At 69.8% G+C, this 13,811-nt stretch carries 14 protein-coding genes and 1 pseudogene; all 15 read right to left on the reverse strand.

Annotated features, from left to right (window positions below):
• Nucleotides 1-23: 23 nt before the first annotated feature.
• Complete coding sequence (locus AB8P05_RS15895; protein ID WP_472760024.1) at nucleotides 24-809, reverse strand: class II aldolase/adducin family protein; 786 nt, start codon at nucleotides 807-809, stop codon at nucleotides 24-26.
• Between the two features lie 26 nt (nucleotides 810-835).
• Nucleotides 836-1,795: a D-isomer specific 2-hydroxyacid dehydrogenase family protein gene (locus tag AB8P05_RS15900; protein WP_472760025.1), complete on the reverse strand. Its 960-nt coding sequence runs from the start codon at nucleotides 1,793-1,795 to the stop codon at nucleotides 836-838.
• 7 nt (nucleotides 1,796-1,802) lie between these two features.
• Nucleotides 1,803-2,927, reverse strand: a complete 1,125-nt coding sequence (locus AB8P05_RS15905) for an LLM class flavin-dependent oxidoreductase (RefSeq protein ID WP_472760026.1) — start codon at nucleotides 2,925-2,927, stop codon at nucleotides 1,803-1,805.
• A gap of 47 nt (nucleotides 2,928-2,974) precedes the next feature.
• Nucleotides 2,975-3,997, reverse strand: coding sequence for an ABC transporter substrate-binding protein (locus AB8P05_RS15910; RefSeq protein ID WP_472760027.1), 1,023 nt, complete (start codon nucleotides 3,995-3,997; stop codon nucleotides 2,975-2,977).
• 28 nt (nucleotides 3,998-4,025) lie between these two features.
• Complete coding sequence (locus tag AB8P05_RS15915; protein WP_455173434.1) at nucleotides 4,026-4,859, reverse strand: ABC transporter ATP-binding protein; 834 nt, start codon at nucleotides 4,857-4,859, stop codon at nucleotides 4,026-4,028.
• 6 nt (nucleotides 4,860-4,865) lie between these two features.
• The gene (locus AB8P05_RS15920) at nucleotides 4,866-5,678 is read right to left on the reverse strand and encodes an ABC transporter permease subunit (protein WP_472760028.1); all 813 of its coding nucleotides are present in this window, start codon (nucleotides 5,676-5,678) and stop codon (nucleotides 4,866-4,868) included.
• Nucleotides 5,679-5,806: 128 nt separating this feature from the next.
• Nucleotides 5,807-6,712, reverse strand: coding sequence for a LysR substrate-binding domain-containing protein (locus AB8P05_RS15925; RefSeq protein ID WP_455173436.1), 906 nt, complete (start codon nucleotides 6,710-6,712; stop codon nucleotides 5,807-5,809).
• Nucleotides 6,713-6,740: 28 nt separating this feature from the next.
• Nucleotides 6,741-7,736: an ABC transporter substrate-binding protein gene (locus tag AB8P05_RS15930; protein ID WP_472760029.1), complete on the reverse strand. Its 996-nt coding sequence runs from the start codon at nucleotides 7,734-7,736 to the stop codon at nucleotides 6,741-6,743.
• 8 nt (nucleotides 7,737-7,744) lie between these two features.
• Nucleotides 7,745-8,284 carry a TauD/TfdA dioxygenase family protein gene (locus AB8P05_RS15935; RefSeq protein ID WP_472760030.1) on the reverse strand — a complete coding sequence of 180 codons (540 nt, stop codon included), beginning with the start codon at nucleotides 8,282-8,284 and terminating at the stop codon, nucleotides 7,745-7,747.
• Nucleotides 8,281-8,622: a TauD/TfdA dioxygenase family protein gene (locus AB8P05_RS15940; protein WP_472760031.1), complete on the reverse strand. Its 342-nt coding sequence runs from the start codon at nucleotides 8,620-8,622 to the stop codon at nucleotides 8,281-8,283. The genes AB8P05_RS15935 and AB8P05_RS15940 overlap by 4 nt, the downstream gene beginning before the upstream one ends.
• A gap of 9 nt (nucleotides 8,623-8,631) precedes the next feature.
• Nucleotides 8,632-9,666, reverse strand: coding sequence for an ABC transporter substrate-binding protein (locus tag AB8P05_RS15945; RefSeq protein WP_472760032.1), 1,035 nt, complete (start codon nucleotides 9,664-9,666; stop codon nucleotides 8,632-8,634).
• A 20-nt stretch (nucleotides 9,667-9,686) separates the two neighbouring features.
• Nucleotides 9,687-11,290, reverse strand: a pseudogene (locus AB8P05_RS15950) (rhodanese-like domain-containing protein).
• A gap of 14 nt (nucleotides 11,291-11,304) precedes the next feature.
• Complete coding sequence (locus tag AB8P05_RS15955; RefSeq protein ID WP_472760033.1) at nucleotides 11,305-11,943, reverse strand: cysteine dioxygenase family protein; 639 nt, start codon at nucleotides 11,941-11,943, stop codon at nucleotides 11,305-11,307.
• Between the two features lie 12 nt (nucleotides 11,944-11,955).
• Nucleotides 11,956-12,750, reverse strand: a complete 795-nt coding sequence (locus AB8P05_RS15960) for an ABC transporter ATP-binding protein (RefSeq protein WP_472760034.1) — start codon at nucleotides 12,748-12,750, stop codon at nucleotides 11,956-11,958.
• Complete coding sequence (locus AB8P05_RS15965; protein WP_472760035.1) at nucleotides 12,744-13,796, reverse strand: ABC transporter permease; 1,053 nt, start codon at nucleotides 13,794-13,796, stop codon at nucleotides 12,744-12,746. The genes AB8P05_RS15960 and AB8P05_RS15965 overlap by 7 nt, the downstream gene beginning before the upstream one ends.
• Between the last annotated feature and the right edge of the window lie 15 nt (nucleotides 13,797-13,811).

Consider the following 13,811-nt stretch of genomic DNA (forward strand, 5'->3'; position numbering starts at 1 on the left):
TTTCGCGAAGGATGGGGACAGGATCAGTCGAGCAGGTCGGGCTCGGCCGCGACGATCCATTCCCACAAGGGGTGGAAGTTGTAGGCGCCGCCCTGGTGGGTTCCCACCTGCGAGCGGGTCAGCAGGGCCGTATCATGCTCGATGGGCTGGGGCCGTCCGGCGGCCTCCGCCAGCAACTGGGTATGGGCGGCGTTGTCGGCGCTGATGAACCACCAGGCCGCCGCCTCGACGCTCGGTCCGACGGTCAGCAGCCCGTGGTTCTTCAAGATCGCCAGCTTCTTGTCGCCCAGTGAATCCACCAGCCGTTTGCCCTCGCCCTCGGTCAGGACGACGCCGGAATAGGGGTCGAAGATCACCTGATCCTCGTAGAAGGCGGCCGAATCCTGGCTCAGCGGCGCGAGCGGCAGGCCGAGCGCCGACCATGCCTTGCCATAGGTCGAATGGGTGTGGGCGGCGGCCACCACGTCGGCGCGGGCTCTGTGGATGGCCGAATGGATGGTGAAGCCCGCCTGGTTGATGGCGCGGTCGCCTTGCAGGATGTTGCCGTCGCCATCGACCAGATGCAGGTCCGACACCCGGATGGTGCGGAAATGCTGGCCCAGCGGGTTGATCCAGAAGCGGTCGGGATGTTCCGGATCCCGCGCGGTGACATGGCCGGCCAGCCCCTGGTCGAAGCCGTAGCGGCCGAACAGGCGGAAGGTGGCGGCCAGCCGCTGCTTGCGGTGCCGCCGTTCCTCCTCGGCGCTGGTGTGGCTGACCGGATCGACCGGCGGCCAGAATTTCCGCGGTCTTGGTTGGATGTGGGTCATCGCAAGGGGCTCCGTCGGGAAAGGATTCAATAGCCGGTGCCGGCGTCCACCACGTCGCGCAGCGGTTCGCCACATACGTAGGCGTCGAGGTTGGCCAGGATGCGGTCGGCCAGTCGCTGGTCGAACGCCGGGTCGGACCAGGAGACATGCGGCGTCAGCCGGATGGCGGGGTGGCTGTAGAAAGGGTGTCCCGCCGGCAGCGGTTCGGGATCGGTGACGTCCAGCGTGGCGCCGGCGATCCGCCCGCCCTCGATGGCGGCGAGCAGCGCTTCCTGATCGATCAGCGCGCCGCGCGCGACATTGACCAGATGCAGTCCAGGCTTGGCCCGGGCCAGCAGCCCGGCGCCGACCAGACCGCGGGTGGCGGCGGTCAGCGGCAGCGCCAGGACCAGATGATCGCTGGCGGCGACCAAATCCTCCAACCGGTCGAACGGCTCGACGCCCGGCACCGGCTCCGCCCAGCCGGAGCGGCGCACCGCCCCGACGGCCAGATCAAAAGCGAGCGCTCGCTCGGCAACCGCTTGGCCGATGGCGCCGAAGCCGGCCAACCCCAGCCGCTTGCCGGACAGGCTGCCCAGCGTCTCGTGCCGCCAGTCCTGCGGTCCGCGCAGGCGGATGGCGTCCCAACGCTTCTCGACGGCGAGGATGGCGGTCATCACGTAATCGGCGATGGCCACCGCCGAGACGCCGCGGGCGCAGGTGACGGTCCGCCGATCCGCCAGCAGCCAGGGCGGATAGAAGTCAATCCCGGTGGAGCCGGACTGGATCCAGCGCAGGGTCTCGCCCCAGCCGGGTGGCGGGGCAGCGGGGGCCGCATCCCAGCCGATCAGCGGGCGGGTCAGCAGCACCTCGACACCGGCCGGCAGATCCCAGGGGGCACGGCCCGCCTCATGCTCCAGCACCGCCGGCCGGCAGCGGTGGGCGGCGATGCGTCCCCCCACCACCGGACCAAGCTGGTTGAGGATTACCGGCGACCGGCCCACCACAGCACCCTCACTCCGCTGCGACGGCTTGGGCGCGCTGGCGGTCGGCCACCAGCTGGCGGACGCGCGGCAGCAGGTCGCGCCCATAGGCGATGGCGTCGGGCAGCGGGTCGAAGCCGCGGATCAGGAAGGTCGTGACGCCGAGGTCGTAGTAGTCCAGCAGGGCGTCGGCGACCTGATCCGGCGTGCCGACCAGCGAGGTGGAGTTGCCCTTGGCACCGGTCAGGGCGGCGATGGCGGTCCACAGACGCTTGTCGTGGCGGTGACCCTTGTCGGCGATGGCCAGCAGGCGGCGCGCTCCTTCGTTGTTCGGCAGGTCGCCGCGGCTGAAGCCGGTCTTTTCCAGCAACGCCTTGGCCTTGTCGTAGATCGCCTCGGCCTTGGCCCAGGCGGCGTCCTCGGTGTCCGCCAGGATCGGGCGCAGCGACAGGCTGAAGGCGGGCTGCGGACGGCCCGCCTTGGCGACGGCGGCACGGACGCGGGCCAGCAGCTCGCGCACCTGATCGTGGGTCTCGCCCCACACCGCATAGGTGTCGGCATGGCGCCCCGCCACCTCGATGGCCGCCGCGGAGGCGCCGGCGATCCATACCGGGATGCCGGACGCGTTGTAGGGCTTCACCTGCGAGAAGGCTTTCTCGACCTGATAGAAACGGCCCTGGTAGTCGAAGGGCTTGTCGCTGCTCCACTCGGCGCGGACGATGTCGAGGAATTCGGACGTGCGGGCGTAACGGTCGTCCTTGTCGTCCACCGTGTTGCCGTCGCGGGCAAGCTCGCTGCGCTCCGCGCCGGTGATGACGTTGATGGCGACGCGGCCGCGGCTCAGCTGGTCCAGCGTGGCGAGCTGGCGGGCCAGGATGGTCGGCGCCTGGAAGCCGGGGCGGTGGGCGATCAGCACGCCCAGCCGGTCGGTGACGCTGGTGATGTGCTGGCTGACCTGCAGGCTGTCGGGCGCGTCGGCGTGGAAGGCCTGGAGCACCGAATCGAAGCCGCCCAGCTCATGCGCCTTGGCGACCGTCTCGATATAGTCGCGGTCCACCACCGGACCCTGGCGCGGGATGATTTCGGACGAATTGTGGTTGCCGACGAAGCCGACGAAGCGGAGCGGATGGGCGGCAGCGGTCTGAGAGGAGGTCATGTCAGCGGTCCCCATTCTGGGCTGGCGAGTGTTCAGGGTGTTTTCCGCTAGCTGAGCGGACGCGACAGAATGTCGGTGAAGCGGCGGTCGAAAGCCGGGGCGATGTCGATGCGCTTGGGCAGCACGCCCAACTGGTGGAAGGTGTCGGCGACATTCTGGGCCGACGCGATGTCGGCATCGGTGATCGGCGCCAGATCGCGCTGGCGCGAGTTCCTGCGCAGGATCTCCAGGTCGGTTTCCACCGGCACTCCGATGGCGGCGGAATGGACCTGCGCCCAGCGTTCCAGGTTGGCGGCGCGCCAGGCGAAGGCACGGCGCAGCCGCAGGAAGTAATCGCCAATGGCGGCCGATTTGCCCGGATCGGCGAGCGTGTCGGGCGAGGCGAGATACAGGTAGTTTCCCGACAGGTAGCCATTGGAGGTGATGAGAACGCGCGCACCCTTCTTGATGGCGAAGGGCACTGAGTAGCCGTAGATCGCCCAGGCATCGAGCGCGCCCTGTTCGAAGGCGGCCTGCCCTTCAGACGGGGTCAGGCTGACCGGCTGGATGTCGGTGAAGCGCAGGCCGGCCTCGCCCAGCATCTTGGCAAGATAATACTGCGTTGTGGTGGCGCGGACATAGCCGACGCGCTTGCCCTTCAGGTCGGCGACGGACCGGATCGTGCTGCCCGGCGGCACCAGAACCACCTGCCAGTTCACGTCGTCCTTGACGACCGCGACGATGGACAGCCGGGCGCCGGCCGCGATGCCGAAGGCGGGAGGGATCTCGCTGCTGGACCCGACATCGATGGAGCCGGCGTTGATCGCCTCGACGATCAGGTTGCCCGATGCGAACTCCGCGAACTGCGACCGGTAGGTGGACTGCGCGTTGCCGGACGCCTCCAGCGCGAGCCCGTCCAGCGCCTTGTAGTCGGCGATGCGCAGGACGGTTTCCGCCGTCGGACCAGAGGCGGCCTGCGACAGGGCTGGCATACCGCCCAGCGCCAGGGCGCCGCAGGTCCCGGCGGCACCGCGCAACAGGCTGCGGCGGCCGATCGTGGCGGAGGGGTGGCGGAAAAAATGGGTCGTCATGGCTGGCGAAATCCGTCGGCGGTGAAGGTCAGAGGCTTGGCGCGGCTGCGGCACCGGCGGGCAGGCCGTAGCCGCCGGGCTTTGCGCCGGTTGCCCTGGCGTCGGTGCGCTGTGGTTCCCGCGCGGCCAGATGCTCCTCGTCGACGCCCAGTTCGGTGAGCAGGCGGGAGCGCAGCGCGATGAAGCCGGGGTCGCCGTGGCGGCGCGGGCGGGCCAGCGGGATCGGGATGTCGGCGGCGATCCTGCCGTTCGCCATCACCACGGCGCGGTCGGCCAGCAGCAACGCCTCGTCGACATCGTGGGTCACCAGCAGGACGGCGGGTGAATGGGCGCGCCACAGCGTCTCCACCAGCCCCTGCATGCGCATCCGGGTCAGCGCGTCCAGCGCCGCGAAGGGTTCGTCGAGGAGAAGCAGCCGCGGTTCGCGGACCAGGGCGCGGGCCAGCGCCGCCCGCTGCGCCTCGCCGCCCGACAGGGTCAGCGGCCAGGCGCGGGCACGGTGGGACAGCCCGACCTCGGCCAGGGCCGCCAAGCCGCGGGCTTCGGCATCGGGATGGCGCAGCCCCAGCGTGACGTTGCGCAGGACGCGCATCCAGGGCACCAGCCGCGGCTCCTGGAAGACCACCGCGCGCTCGTCGGGCAGTTGCACGGTGCCTTCCGGCGCCGGGTCCAGCTTCGCCAGCGTGCGCAGCAGCGTGGACTTGCCGCAGCCGGAACGGCCGAGCAGTGCGGTGAAGGAGCCCGGCTGGAGGTCGAGCGACAGGCCGTCCAGCACATTGCCGTTGCCGAAGTTGCGGACGAGGCTGCGGACGCTGACGACCGGCTTGGGCGGAGTGGAAATCCGGGAAAGGGCGTGGCTCATAGGGGCTCACTCCTTGATGAAGGCCGGGCGCCAGACCAGCGCCGAGCGTTCGATGACGCGGACGATCAGGTCGGCGAGCAGGCCGAGGATGGCGTAGACGATCAGGGCAACGATGATCACGTCGGTGCGCAGGAACTCCCGCGCCGTCATCGCCAGATAGCCGATGCCGCTGGAGGCGTTGATCTGCTCCCCCACCACGAGGCTGAGCCACGCGACGCCGAGCGCATAGCGCAGGCCGGTCAGGAAGGCGGGCAGGGCGCCCGGCAGGATCACCTGGGCGATCATCTCCCATCGCGTCAGGCCGAGGGTGGAGACGGCCTCCACCACCTTGGCGTCGACGGTGCGGATGCCGGCGAACAGGTTCAGGTAGATCGGGAACGCGGTGCCGAGCGCCACCAGGGCGATCTTCGGCGTCTCGCCGATGCCGAACCACAGGATGAACAGCGGCACCAGCGCCAGATGCGGCAGGGTGCGCAGCATCTGCAGCAGCGCGTCCAGCGCATCCTCCCCCCGACGCGACAGGCCGGCGATCAGGGCGCAGACGGTGCCAACTGATACGCCGATGGCCAACCCGGCGCTGACCCGGCCGAGCGAGACCAGCAGATGCACCGCCAGCTCGCCGCTGACCGTGAGGTCCCAGAAGGCTGTCAGGATCTGGCTGGGCGAGGGAATGGACCGGGTGGAGATCCACCCGAAACCGACGCTGGCCTGCCAGAGAACCAGCAGCGCCAGCGGCACCGCACAGCGGCGCAGGCCCGCCGGAAGCGTCAGGGCGCGATGCTGGCGTCCCGTCGGTGTGGTGGCGGTGGTTGCCGTCATGGTCCCTCCCGAGCCCGTTCGGTTGCAGTGGCTACAGGAGAAAGCCTATCTCTATTGCAGAAATAGGAAAAACAAAAAACACAAAACGCACTGTTGAGAAAATCTTAAGTAACGAAAAAACACTGTTGTTATGGTGCCGTGGCGTCGGTCAGAAGGGACGCCAGCGATTCCGTCAGAATCCCGCACAGCCGGTCTACAGCCGGATTGGCGGCCGACTGGGCGCGGTGCAACTCCAGGGGAACCGATCCCAGTTCCGGCAGGCCATGGCGCGGCTCAAGGATGGCCAGCACGTCGGGCAAGCCCAGGGGCGTGCGGATCGTGACGCCCAGTCCGGCCTCCACCGCCGCCCACAGGCCGGACAGGCTGGGGCTGGTGAATGTGATGCGCCAAGGGCGCCCGCCGCCGTCCAGACGCTCGATGCCGTGCTGGCGGAACATGCAGGGCGCGTCGAGCAGGGCCAGCGGCAGGGGATTTTCCGGATCGGCGCGGAAGCCGCCGGACGCCACCCAGGTGACCGGCAAATGGGCGAGGGTCGCCGCACCGGCCGCCGTCGCGGTGGAACTGGCGCCTATCTCGCCGAAGGCCAGCGCGAGGTCGAGCGCGCCCTGCGCCACCCGCTCGCGCAGTTCGCGCCCACGGCCGACCTGTGCCTCGACATGGATGCGGGGATGAGCCTGATGGAAGGAGCCGAGCACGGCGGGCAGCCAGCGCTCCGCCAGATCCTGGGGGAAGCCGACGCGTACCGTGCCGTCCATCGTCCGGCCGCGGGCAGCCGAAAGGGCTTCGTCGTTCAGCGCGACAATGCGGCGGGCGTAGCCCAGCAGCAGGTCGCCGGCATCGGTCAGCGCCACCGTGCGCCCGGCCTTGCGGAACAGCGGCTGGCCGACCTGCTCCTCCAGCTTCTTCATCTGCAGGCTGATCGCCGACTGGGTGCGGCCGAGCCGTTCGGCGGCGCGGGCGAAGCCGCCATGCTCCATGGCGATCACCAGCGCCCGCAGCACGTCCATGTCGAGGTTGGTGGGGAACATCGCCATCGCGTCGCCTTCGGGCCGACCTTCGCCGTCAGGCCGGCAGAGCGCTGTTGAAGCCGGGATCGAAGATCGCCGCGGCATCCAGCCGGTTCTGGATGATGCCGAATTCGCGCCAGACATCGGATGTCGCCTGCTGGTCGGCGATGACCGAGTTGTCGATGGCGACTGGCCGCGCCCGTTCGACGCCGAAGGTGTGGCGGGCGATGGCCGGATCGACGCCGACGGCCTTGGCCCAGATGTCGGCATAGGCGGTGCTGTTCTCCAGCGCCCACAGCCGGGCGGCGGCGGTGCGGCGGATCAGGTCGGCCAGAGCCTCGCGCTTGGTGGCGATGGCCTCCAGCGTAGCGGACTGGTAGGACAGGCCGCTCATCAGCCCCGTTCCGGTGACGACCGCGCGGGCACCGTCCACCAGCAGCGCCTGCGACACATAGATGCCCCAGGTCGACCATGCGTCGATCGAGCCGGCGGCGAGCGCCGACTTGGCGTCCGACGGCAGCAGGAAGGCGATCTTCACGTCACCGGGCTTCAGCCCGTTCGCCTTCAGTGCCGCCAGCACGAGGTAATGGCCGATGGAGCCGCGCCCGGTGCCGATGGTCTTGCCCTTCAGGTCGGCGACGCTGCGGATGGGAGAGTTGCCCGGCACCAGGATGGTCGTGCTCTGCGGGTTGGAGCGCACGGCGCCGATGATCTTGGCCGAGGTGCCGGCGGCCAGCGCGAAGGTGGTCGGCGCGTCGCCGGCATAGCCGACCTCGATGGCGCCGGCGTTCAGCGCCTCCAGCAGCGGGGCGGCGGCCGGGAACTGGCTCCATTCGATGCGGTAGGGCAGGTCGGCCAGCAGCCCGGCGGCCTCCAGCACCGACTGCACACCGCCCTTCTGGTCGCCGACCTTCAGCACGGTTCCGGCCGGAATGGCCGCCTGTGCTTGCCGAAGTGGGGAGATGGTCAGGCCGGCGAGTGCGCCGAGGCCGAGGCCGAGGGTGTGGCGGCGGGTGAGGGAGGTCGAAATGAGATGCTGTGACTTGGTCATGGTGTTTCCTAAGCAGAGGCGTTCCGAGGGTTGCGGGCAGGCACGGCGATCTGGGTGCGGTGCATGCGGCGGCGCTGGTCGTCGGGGAAGGGGTCGCGGCGGTGCATGGTCCAGCGGTTGTCCCACATCACCAGATCGCCGACCCGCCAGCGGTGGTGCCAGGCAAGTTCCGGCCGCACCGCCGCCGCCCAGATCTCGTCGAGCAAGGCTTCGCTTTCCGCCACGGACAGGCCGGGGATGTATGCATGGGGACGGCGGCCCAGCAGCAGCGCCTTGGCGCCGGTCGCCGGGTGGGTGACGACCAGCGGATGCACCGTGCCGGGCGAGGTGGCGACATCGGTCGGCGGAGCGAAGCCCTGGCGCAGATAGCCGCCGCTGTTGGTGGTGCCGTCATGCTTGATCGACAAACCCTCCACCCGCCTCTTCAACGTTTCCGGCAGGGCATCATAGGCGGCGAACATGCTGAGGAAGCCGGTGTCGCCGCCCTCTGCCGGCACCTCCAGCGCATAGAGGCTGCTGGCGTAGGGTGGGGGCTCCAGATAGGTCATGTCGGCGTGCCACACCGACTCCCCGCCCCCAGGGCGCCGATGGGCCGCCCATTCTCGGTGATGTTGGAGATGACATAGACCTCCTCGTAACCCGGCGCGTGCAGCCGGCCATGCTCGGTGATCGGCGCCTTGTCGAGCGGGCCGAAATGGCCGGAGACGCGGACGAGATCGGCGTCGGACAGGGTCTGGCCACGGAAGACCAGAACCAGATGGCGGTCCAGCGCGTCGGCCAGCGCCGACGCCGTGGCCGGGCCGAACGGCTGCGACAGGTCGAGGCCGCGGATTTCGGCGCCGAGCGTGGGGGAGGCCGTGTGAATGGTGAATCCTGTTTCGGGCATGGCGGGACCTCAGCTGCCGGCGCGGTCATGGATGTCGGCGAAGAACAGGTCCCGCCAGTCGGCCGGCCGGTTGCGGATGGAGCCGATGCGCGCCATGAAGTCGGTGAAGATGCCGATGCCGCGCGGGGCGAGGTCGTAGGAGATCTCCGGATGGGCGATCATCGCCGCGACCTCCTCCACGCCCAGCTTGGAGTTCTCGATGCGGATGTAGGCGCGGGCGGCCTCCTGCGGGTCGGCCTTGATCAGTGCGACCGACTCCTCCAGCGCCGCCAGCACCGCCTTCGTCAGCTTCGGGTTGGCGTCGTGGAAGGCGGCGGCGGTCCACAGCGCGCTGAAGGAGGCCGGGCCGCCCAGCACGTCGTAGCTGCTCAGCACCTTGTGGATCCTCGGATCGCGCAGCTGCTGGTCCTGGAAGGGCGGGCTGGTGAAATGCGCCGTGATTTCCGTCTTGCCGGACAACAGCGCGGCGGTGCCGTCCGGGTGGGCCAGCGAGACGGTCTGTGCATCCAGCTTCGCGTGCTGGCCGGGGCCGAATGCCTGCTCCGCCGCGATCTGCAGCACGATGGCCTGGTAGGAGGCGCGGACCGACGGCACGACGATGCGGTCCTTCGCGGTAAAGTCCTTCAGGCTCTTCACCTCTGGCCGGTTGGTGTTGAGATAGGCGGGCTGGGCGTTCAGCGCCGCCAGTCCGCGCAGGTTGGCGTTCCCCTTCGTCTTGTCCCAGGCGATAATGAAGGCGGGCACGCCGGCAGCACCGAAATCGGCGTTGCCGGACAGGGTGGCCTCGGTGATCGTCGTCGGGTTGCCGAGCGGGGTGTAGCTGGCCTTCACCTCCCCCAGCCCGGCGGCGCGGGCCTGCTTTTCCACCAGCCCCTTGTCCTGCATGACGTAGAGCGGCAGATAGCCGAGGCCGAGATTGCGGGCGAAGCGGACCTCCGTGGCCTCCGCCCGTGCCGGTTCCGGCGTCAGGCCGGCGATCCCGGCGGCGAGGAGCAGCGCCGTGCCCAGCAGGGTCCGGCGCAGGATGGGAAGGGGCTTGGTCATGGCGGGCCTCACCGGGAACATCAGATGACGTGGAAATTGTGGGCGCCGTCGCGCTTCAGCTGGTCGACCAGTTCCAGTTCCCAGTCGATGTAGCCCTGCATGGCGGCGGCGCTGTTGTCGGTTCCCTCGTAGGGACGCTTGTAGACGTCGTCGGGTTCACCCCCAGCCGGTCGAGGTCGGTGCTGAGCGGCAGACCGGCGGCGACCCAGCCCCTGGTACCGCCCTCCAGCAGCAGCGGGCGCTGACCGGCGGGAAAATCGGCGACGGCGTAGCGGGTCAGCGTGCCGTCGCCGCAGGTCAGCACCGGGCGGACCCCCTTGGGAAGGCGGGTGATGGTGCCGGCCAGCCGGGCGCGGGTGGAGAAATACGCCCCCGGAATATGGCCGGCGCGGTAGCGCGGGCTGCGGGTGATGTCGATCACCGCGGCCTCGCCATTCTCCAGCAGGGCCAGCAGGTCGCGCGGCGCGACGGTCTCCGCCCCCACATCGGGTTCCGGCGGCAGGCGGCGGCGGTCGGGACCGCTCTCACTGCCCAGAGCCGACACGTCACCCTCCAGCACATGCACCTCCCAGCCGAGCTGGGCGAGCCAGGAGGCGGTCATGTCGGCGCGCGGACCGCCGCCGCCGGCCGGATCGTCGGCCAGCACGATGCGGGCGCCGCGCACCGCCACATGCTCGTCCGTCGCCTGGACCAGCTGGCCGCCGGCGGCATGGCGGAAGCCCGGCAGATGGCCCGCCTCATATTCCTCCGGCGTGCGCACGTCGAACAGGTGCAGCGTGCGGCGCTCGTCGCCGCGGAAGCGGTCGAGCGTCTTCACATCGATCCGGCCGACGCCGGCCCGGTCGGCAACCGCGCGCGCCGCCCGGCGGCCCCATGCGTCGCCCTCGGCCGAGACCTCGGGGAAGCGGCCTTCACGCCCGCCGTCGAGCGCCAGCCCGGCCAGAGTCCAGCCGATGGTGCCGTTGCGCAAGGCGGCCACGCGGTTGGGAATGCCGGCATTGACCAGCGACTGCGTGCCGATGATCGACCGGGTGCGGCCGGCGCAGTTGACCACCACCAGCGTCTCCGGGTCGGGGGCGATGTCGTGGATGCGCTTGACCAGTTCGGCGCCCGGCACGCTGATGCCGCCGGGGATCGACATGGTGCGGAATTCCTCGAAACGGCGGGCGTCGAGAATGACCAGATCGGCCTTGGCATCGAGCAGCGCCTTGACCTCCGCCGCCGGCAGCGAGGGGGTGTGACGATGGTGCTCCACCCATTCGCCGAAGGCCTTGCTGGGTACATTCACGTCCCGGTAGACCTCGAAGCCGGCGGCAATCCAGTCGGCCAGACCGCCTTCCAGCAAAGTCACGTCGCGGTAGCCCAATGCCTGGAGCCGGCGGGCGGCCGGCTCGGCATAGCCTTCGCCATTGTCATAGACGGTGATCGGCACGTCGCGCCGCGGCAGCAGGTCGTAGGCGAGCAACTCGACGCGGCTGAGCGGGATGGAGACGGCGAACAGCGGGTGGGCCAGCGAATAGGGGCCTTCCTCCCGCGTGTCGAGCAGGGCGACCTCGTCGCGCTCGATCCAGGCGCGGCGGATGTCGGCGGGCTTGCGGGTGGCGAGCGGTGCGGCTGCGGTCATGATGCTTCGGATCCTCAGGCGGCATGGGGGACGGGTTGCGAGCGGTCCCACAGGTTGGGCAGGGCGCTGTTGGCGTAGCCGGAGATGAAGGGCTTGCGCTGGCCGGTCAGCGGGTCGAACACCGACCGCCGGACGGCGCCGATGTTGCCGCCATAGACGTGGATACTGATGGACGGCCGGTCGGGCAGCGCGTTGGCGATGGCATGGACGTCGCCGATGCGGGGCGACACCGCCTCCACGGAGCCCGCCTTCAGGATCTCGGGCGGATGGGCCAGGGGCGGCCCGCCCTGCTGCTGCAGATCGTAACGTTGCGAGCGCTCCGCCCCGCGCAGGATGCCGACGAGGCCCCAGACGGTGTGGTCGTGGATCGGCGTCCGCTGCCCCGGTCCCCAGACGAAGCTGACGACGGAGAAGCGCTCGTACGGATCGCAATGCAGCAGATATTGCCGGTAATGCACCGGGTCGGGCTGGGCGTAGGCGTCGGGCAGCCAGTCGTCGGTCGCGATCAGATCGGCCAGCAGGACGCGGCCGGCGTCCAGCACCGCGGCTTCGTCGTCGCCGTGCCGTTCCACCAGCCGGGTGAAGTCGGCGATGAAGCCGCGCAGGCGCGACAGATTGGGAGTGGCTGTATCGGGCGCTTTGCTGTCGGTCATGGTCGGTTGTCCTCACCAGGTCTCGGCAAGGCCGAGCAGTTCGAGAATGCGGTGGCGAAGCTCCGTCAGAACGGGATCGCCGCGGTGGCGGGGATAGGGGCGGTCGACGGGCAGGTCGGCCTTGATGCGGGCAGGGCGACCGCTGAACACGATGACGCGGGTCGCCATGAACAGCGCCTCTTCGACGTCGTGGGTCACGAGAAGGCCGGTGAAGCCGGTGCTGCGCCAAAGATCGACCAGTTCGCTCTGCATGGCGAGCCGGGTCAGGCTGTCCAGCTTGCCCAACGGCTCGTCGAGGATCAGCAGGCGCGGGTCGTTGACCAGCGCGCGGGCCAGCGCCGCCCGCTGGGCCATGCCGCCCGACAGCTGGTGCGGATAGGCCTTTTCGAAGCCGGTCAGCCCGACGAGCGCCAACGCCTTGTCCACCCGATGGCCCTGGGTGCGCAGCAGGCCGCGCGCCTCCAGCCCCAGGGCGACATTGTCGCGCACTGTGCGCCAGGGATAGAGCGTCGGGTCCTGGAACACGACGACGCGCGACGGGTCGGGGCCGGTGATCGGGCGGTCGTCGGCCAGGATGCAACCGCGGCTGGGCGGCTCCAGACCGGCGACGAGGCGCAGCAGGGTGGATTTTCCGCAGCCGCTTGGCCCCAGCAGGGCGACCAGCTCGCCCGGCTCCACCCGCAGATCCACCCCGTCCAGGACCGGAAGCGGCGCGCCGTGCAGTTCGAAGCTGTGGCTGACCGCCTGCACGTCGATGGTCATGCCGGCGGACTGGCCGGCAGTGTCGGTGCTTTCGAGCGCTACCATTTCAGCATTCCCTTCTGCCAGGCGAGCAGGCGGTCGCGGACGCGGAACAGCAGCGTCACCAGACCGGAGCAGACCAGCGCCATCACCAGCAGGGCCGCGTACATGTTGCCGTAGGCGGCCCAGCCCTGGGCCCATTGCAGGTACCAGCCGACGCCGGACTTCACGCCCAGCATCTCCGCCACCACCAAAACGGCGAAGGAGGCGCCGAGCCCCATGAACAGGCCGACGAAGACATGCGGCATCGCCGCCGGGACGGCGACCTTCAGCACCAGGAAGCGTTGCGACGCGCCCAGAGTGCGGGCGATGTCGTAATAGGCGCTGTTGACCCCGGCCACGCCGGACCATGTGAGGACCGTCACCGGCACGCCGCTGGCGAGCGCGATCAGGAAGACGCTGGCGCTCCAGCTGGTCGGGAAGGCGAAGAAGGCGATGGGCAGCCAGGCGGTCGCCGGCAGCGGGCCGATCAGCCGCAGCACCGGATGCACCCAGTAGCCGACCGCGCGCGACCAGCCGATGGCGACCCCCGTCACCACGCCCAGCACCGAACCCACGGCAAAACCGGTGACCAGAAGTTTCAGCGAGGCGGCGAAGCAGTCGAGCAGCCGCGGCCAGTCGTCGAGATAGACCTCCAGCAGGGCCTGGGGCGGGACGAAGAAGGGCCGCGGCAGCAGGTTGAGCTTGGCGGTCAGGACCTCCCAGCCGGTCACGCCCAGTGCGAGAGAGACCAGCCAGGGCACGGACGCCGACAGGCCCGCGATGGCGGATGCCAGCCGGCTGCGCGCCGCCGGGCGGATGACCACGGTCAATGGTGCGATCAGCGCCAGCAGTCCGGCGGCGACCACCAGCAGACTGGCAAACTCGCCGGTCCGTTCCCACGGCTCCGCATCGGCGGCATCGGGCCACAAGGCCGTTACCCCGGAGGCAGCGAACCACAACAGGGCGGCGGTGGAAAATCTTAGGGGAAGGCTGGACGGGAGGAGCCCTCCGATCGGCAAGGCTCCGCCGTGGGCCGCCGGCAGGGCGGCGGCCGTGTCGTTCACGCTCATGATCGATCTCCGGTT

This window comes from Azospirillum sp. VT-I1 (assembly GCF_055698305.1).

Excerpts from the sequence above, each read along its gene's own strand:
- AB8P05_RS15925 (WP_455173436.1), bottom strand. The coding sequence starts at position 6,712 with ATGGCGATGTTCCCCACCAACCTCGACATGGACGTGCTGCGGGCGCTG.
- AB8P05_RS15915 (WP_455173434.1), bottom strand. The coding sequence starts at position 4,859 with ATGAGCCACGCCCTTTCCCGGATTTCCACTCCGCCCAAGCCGGTCGTC.
- AB8P05_RS15955 (WP_472760033.1), bottom strand. The coding sequence starts at position 11,943 with ATGACCGACAGCAAAGCGCCCGATACAGCCACTCCCAATCTGTCGCGC.
- AB8P05_RS15945 (WP_472760032.1), bottom strand. The coding sequence starts at position 9,666 with ATGACCAAGCCCCTTCCCATCCTGCGCCGGACCCTGCTGGGCACGGCG.
- AB8P05_RS15895 (WP_472760024.1), bottom strand. The coding sequence starts at position 809 with ATGACCCACATCCAACCAAGACCGCGGAAATTCTGGCCGCCGGTCGAT.
- AB8P05_RS15910 (WP_472760027.1), bottom strand. The coding sequence starts at position 3,997 with ATGACGACCCATTTTTTCCGCCACCCCTCCGCCACGATCGGCCGCCGC.
- AB8P05_RS15920 (WP_472760028.1), bottom strand. The coding sequence starts at position 5,678 with ATGACGGCAACCACCGCCACCACACCGACGGGACGCCAGCATCGCGCC.
- AB8P05_RS15940 (WP_472760031.1), bottom strand. The coding sequence starts at position 8,622 with ATGCCCGAAACAGGATTCACCATTCACACGGCCTCCCCCACGCTCGGC.
- AB8P05_RS15960 (WP_472760034.1), bottom strand. The coding sequence starts at position 12,750 with ATGGTAGCGCTCGAAAGCACCGACACTGCCGGCCAGTCCGCCGGCATG.
- AB8P05_RS15935 (WP_472760030.1), bottom strand. The coding sequence starts at position 8,284 with ATGACCTATCTGGAGCCCCCACCCTACGCCAGCAGCCTCTATGCGCTG.
- AB8P05_RS15965 (WP_472760035.1), bottom strand. The coding sequence starts at position 13,796 with ATGAGCGTGAACGACACGGCCGCCGCCCTGCCGGCGGCCCACGGCGGA.
- AB8P05_RS15930 (WP_472760029.1), bottom strand. The coding sequence starts at position 7,736 with ATGACCAAGTCACAGCATCTCATTTCGACCTCCCTCACCCGCCGCCAC.
- AB8P05_RS15905 (WP_472760026.1), bottom strand. The coding sequence starts at position 2,927 with ATGACCTCCTCTCAGACCGCTGCCGCCCATCCGCTCCGCTTCGTCGGC.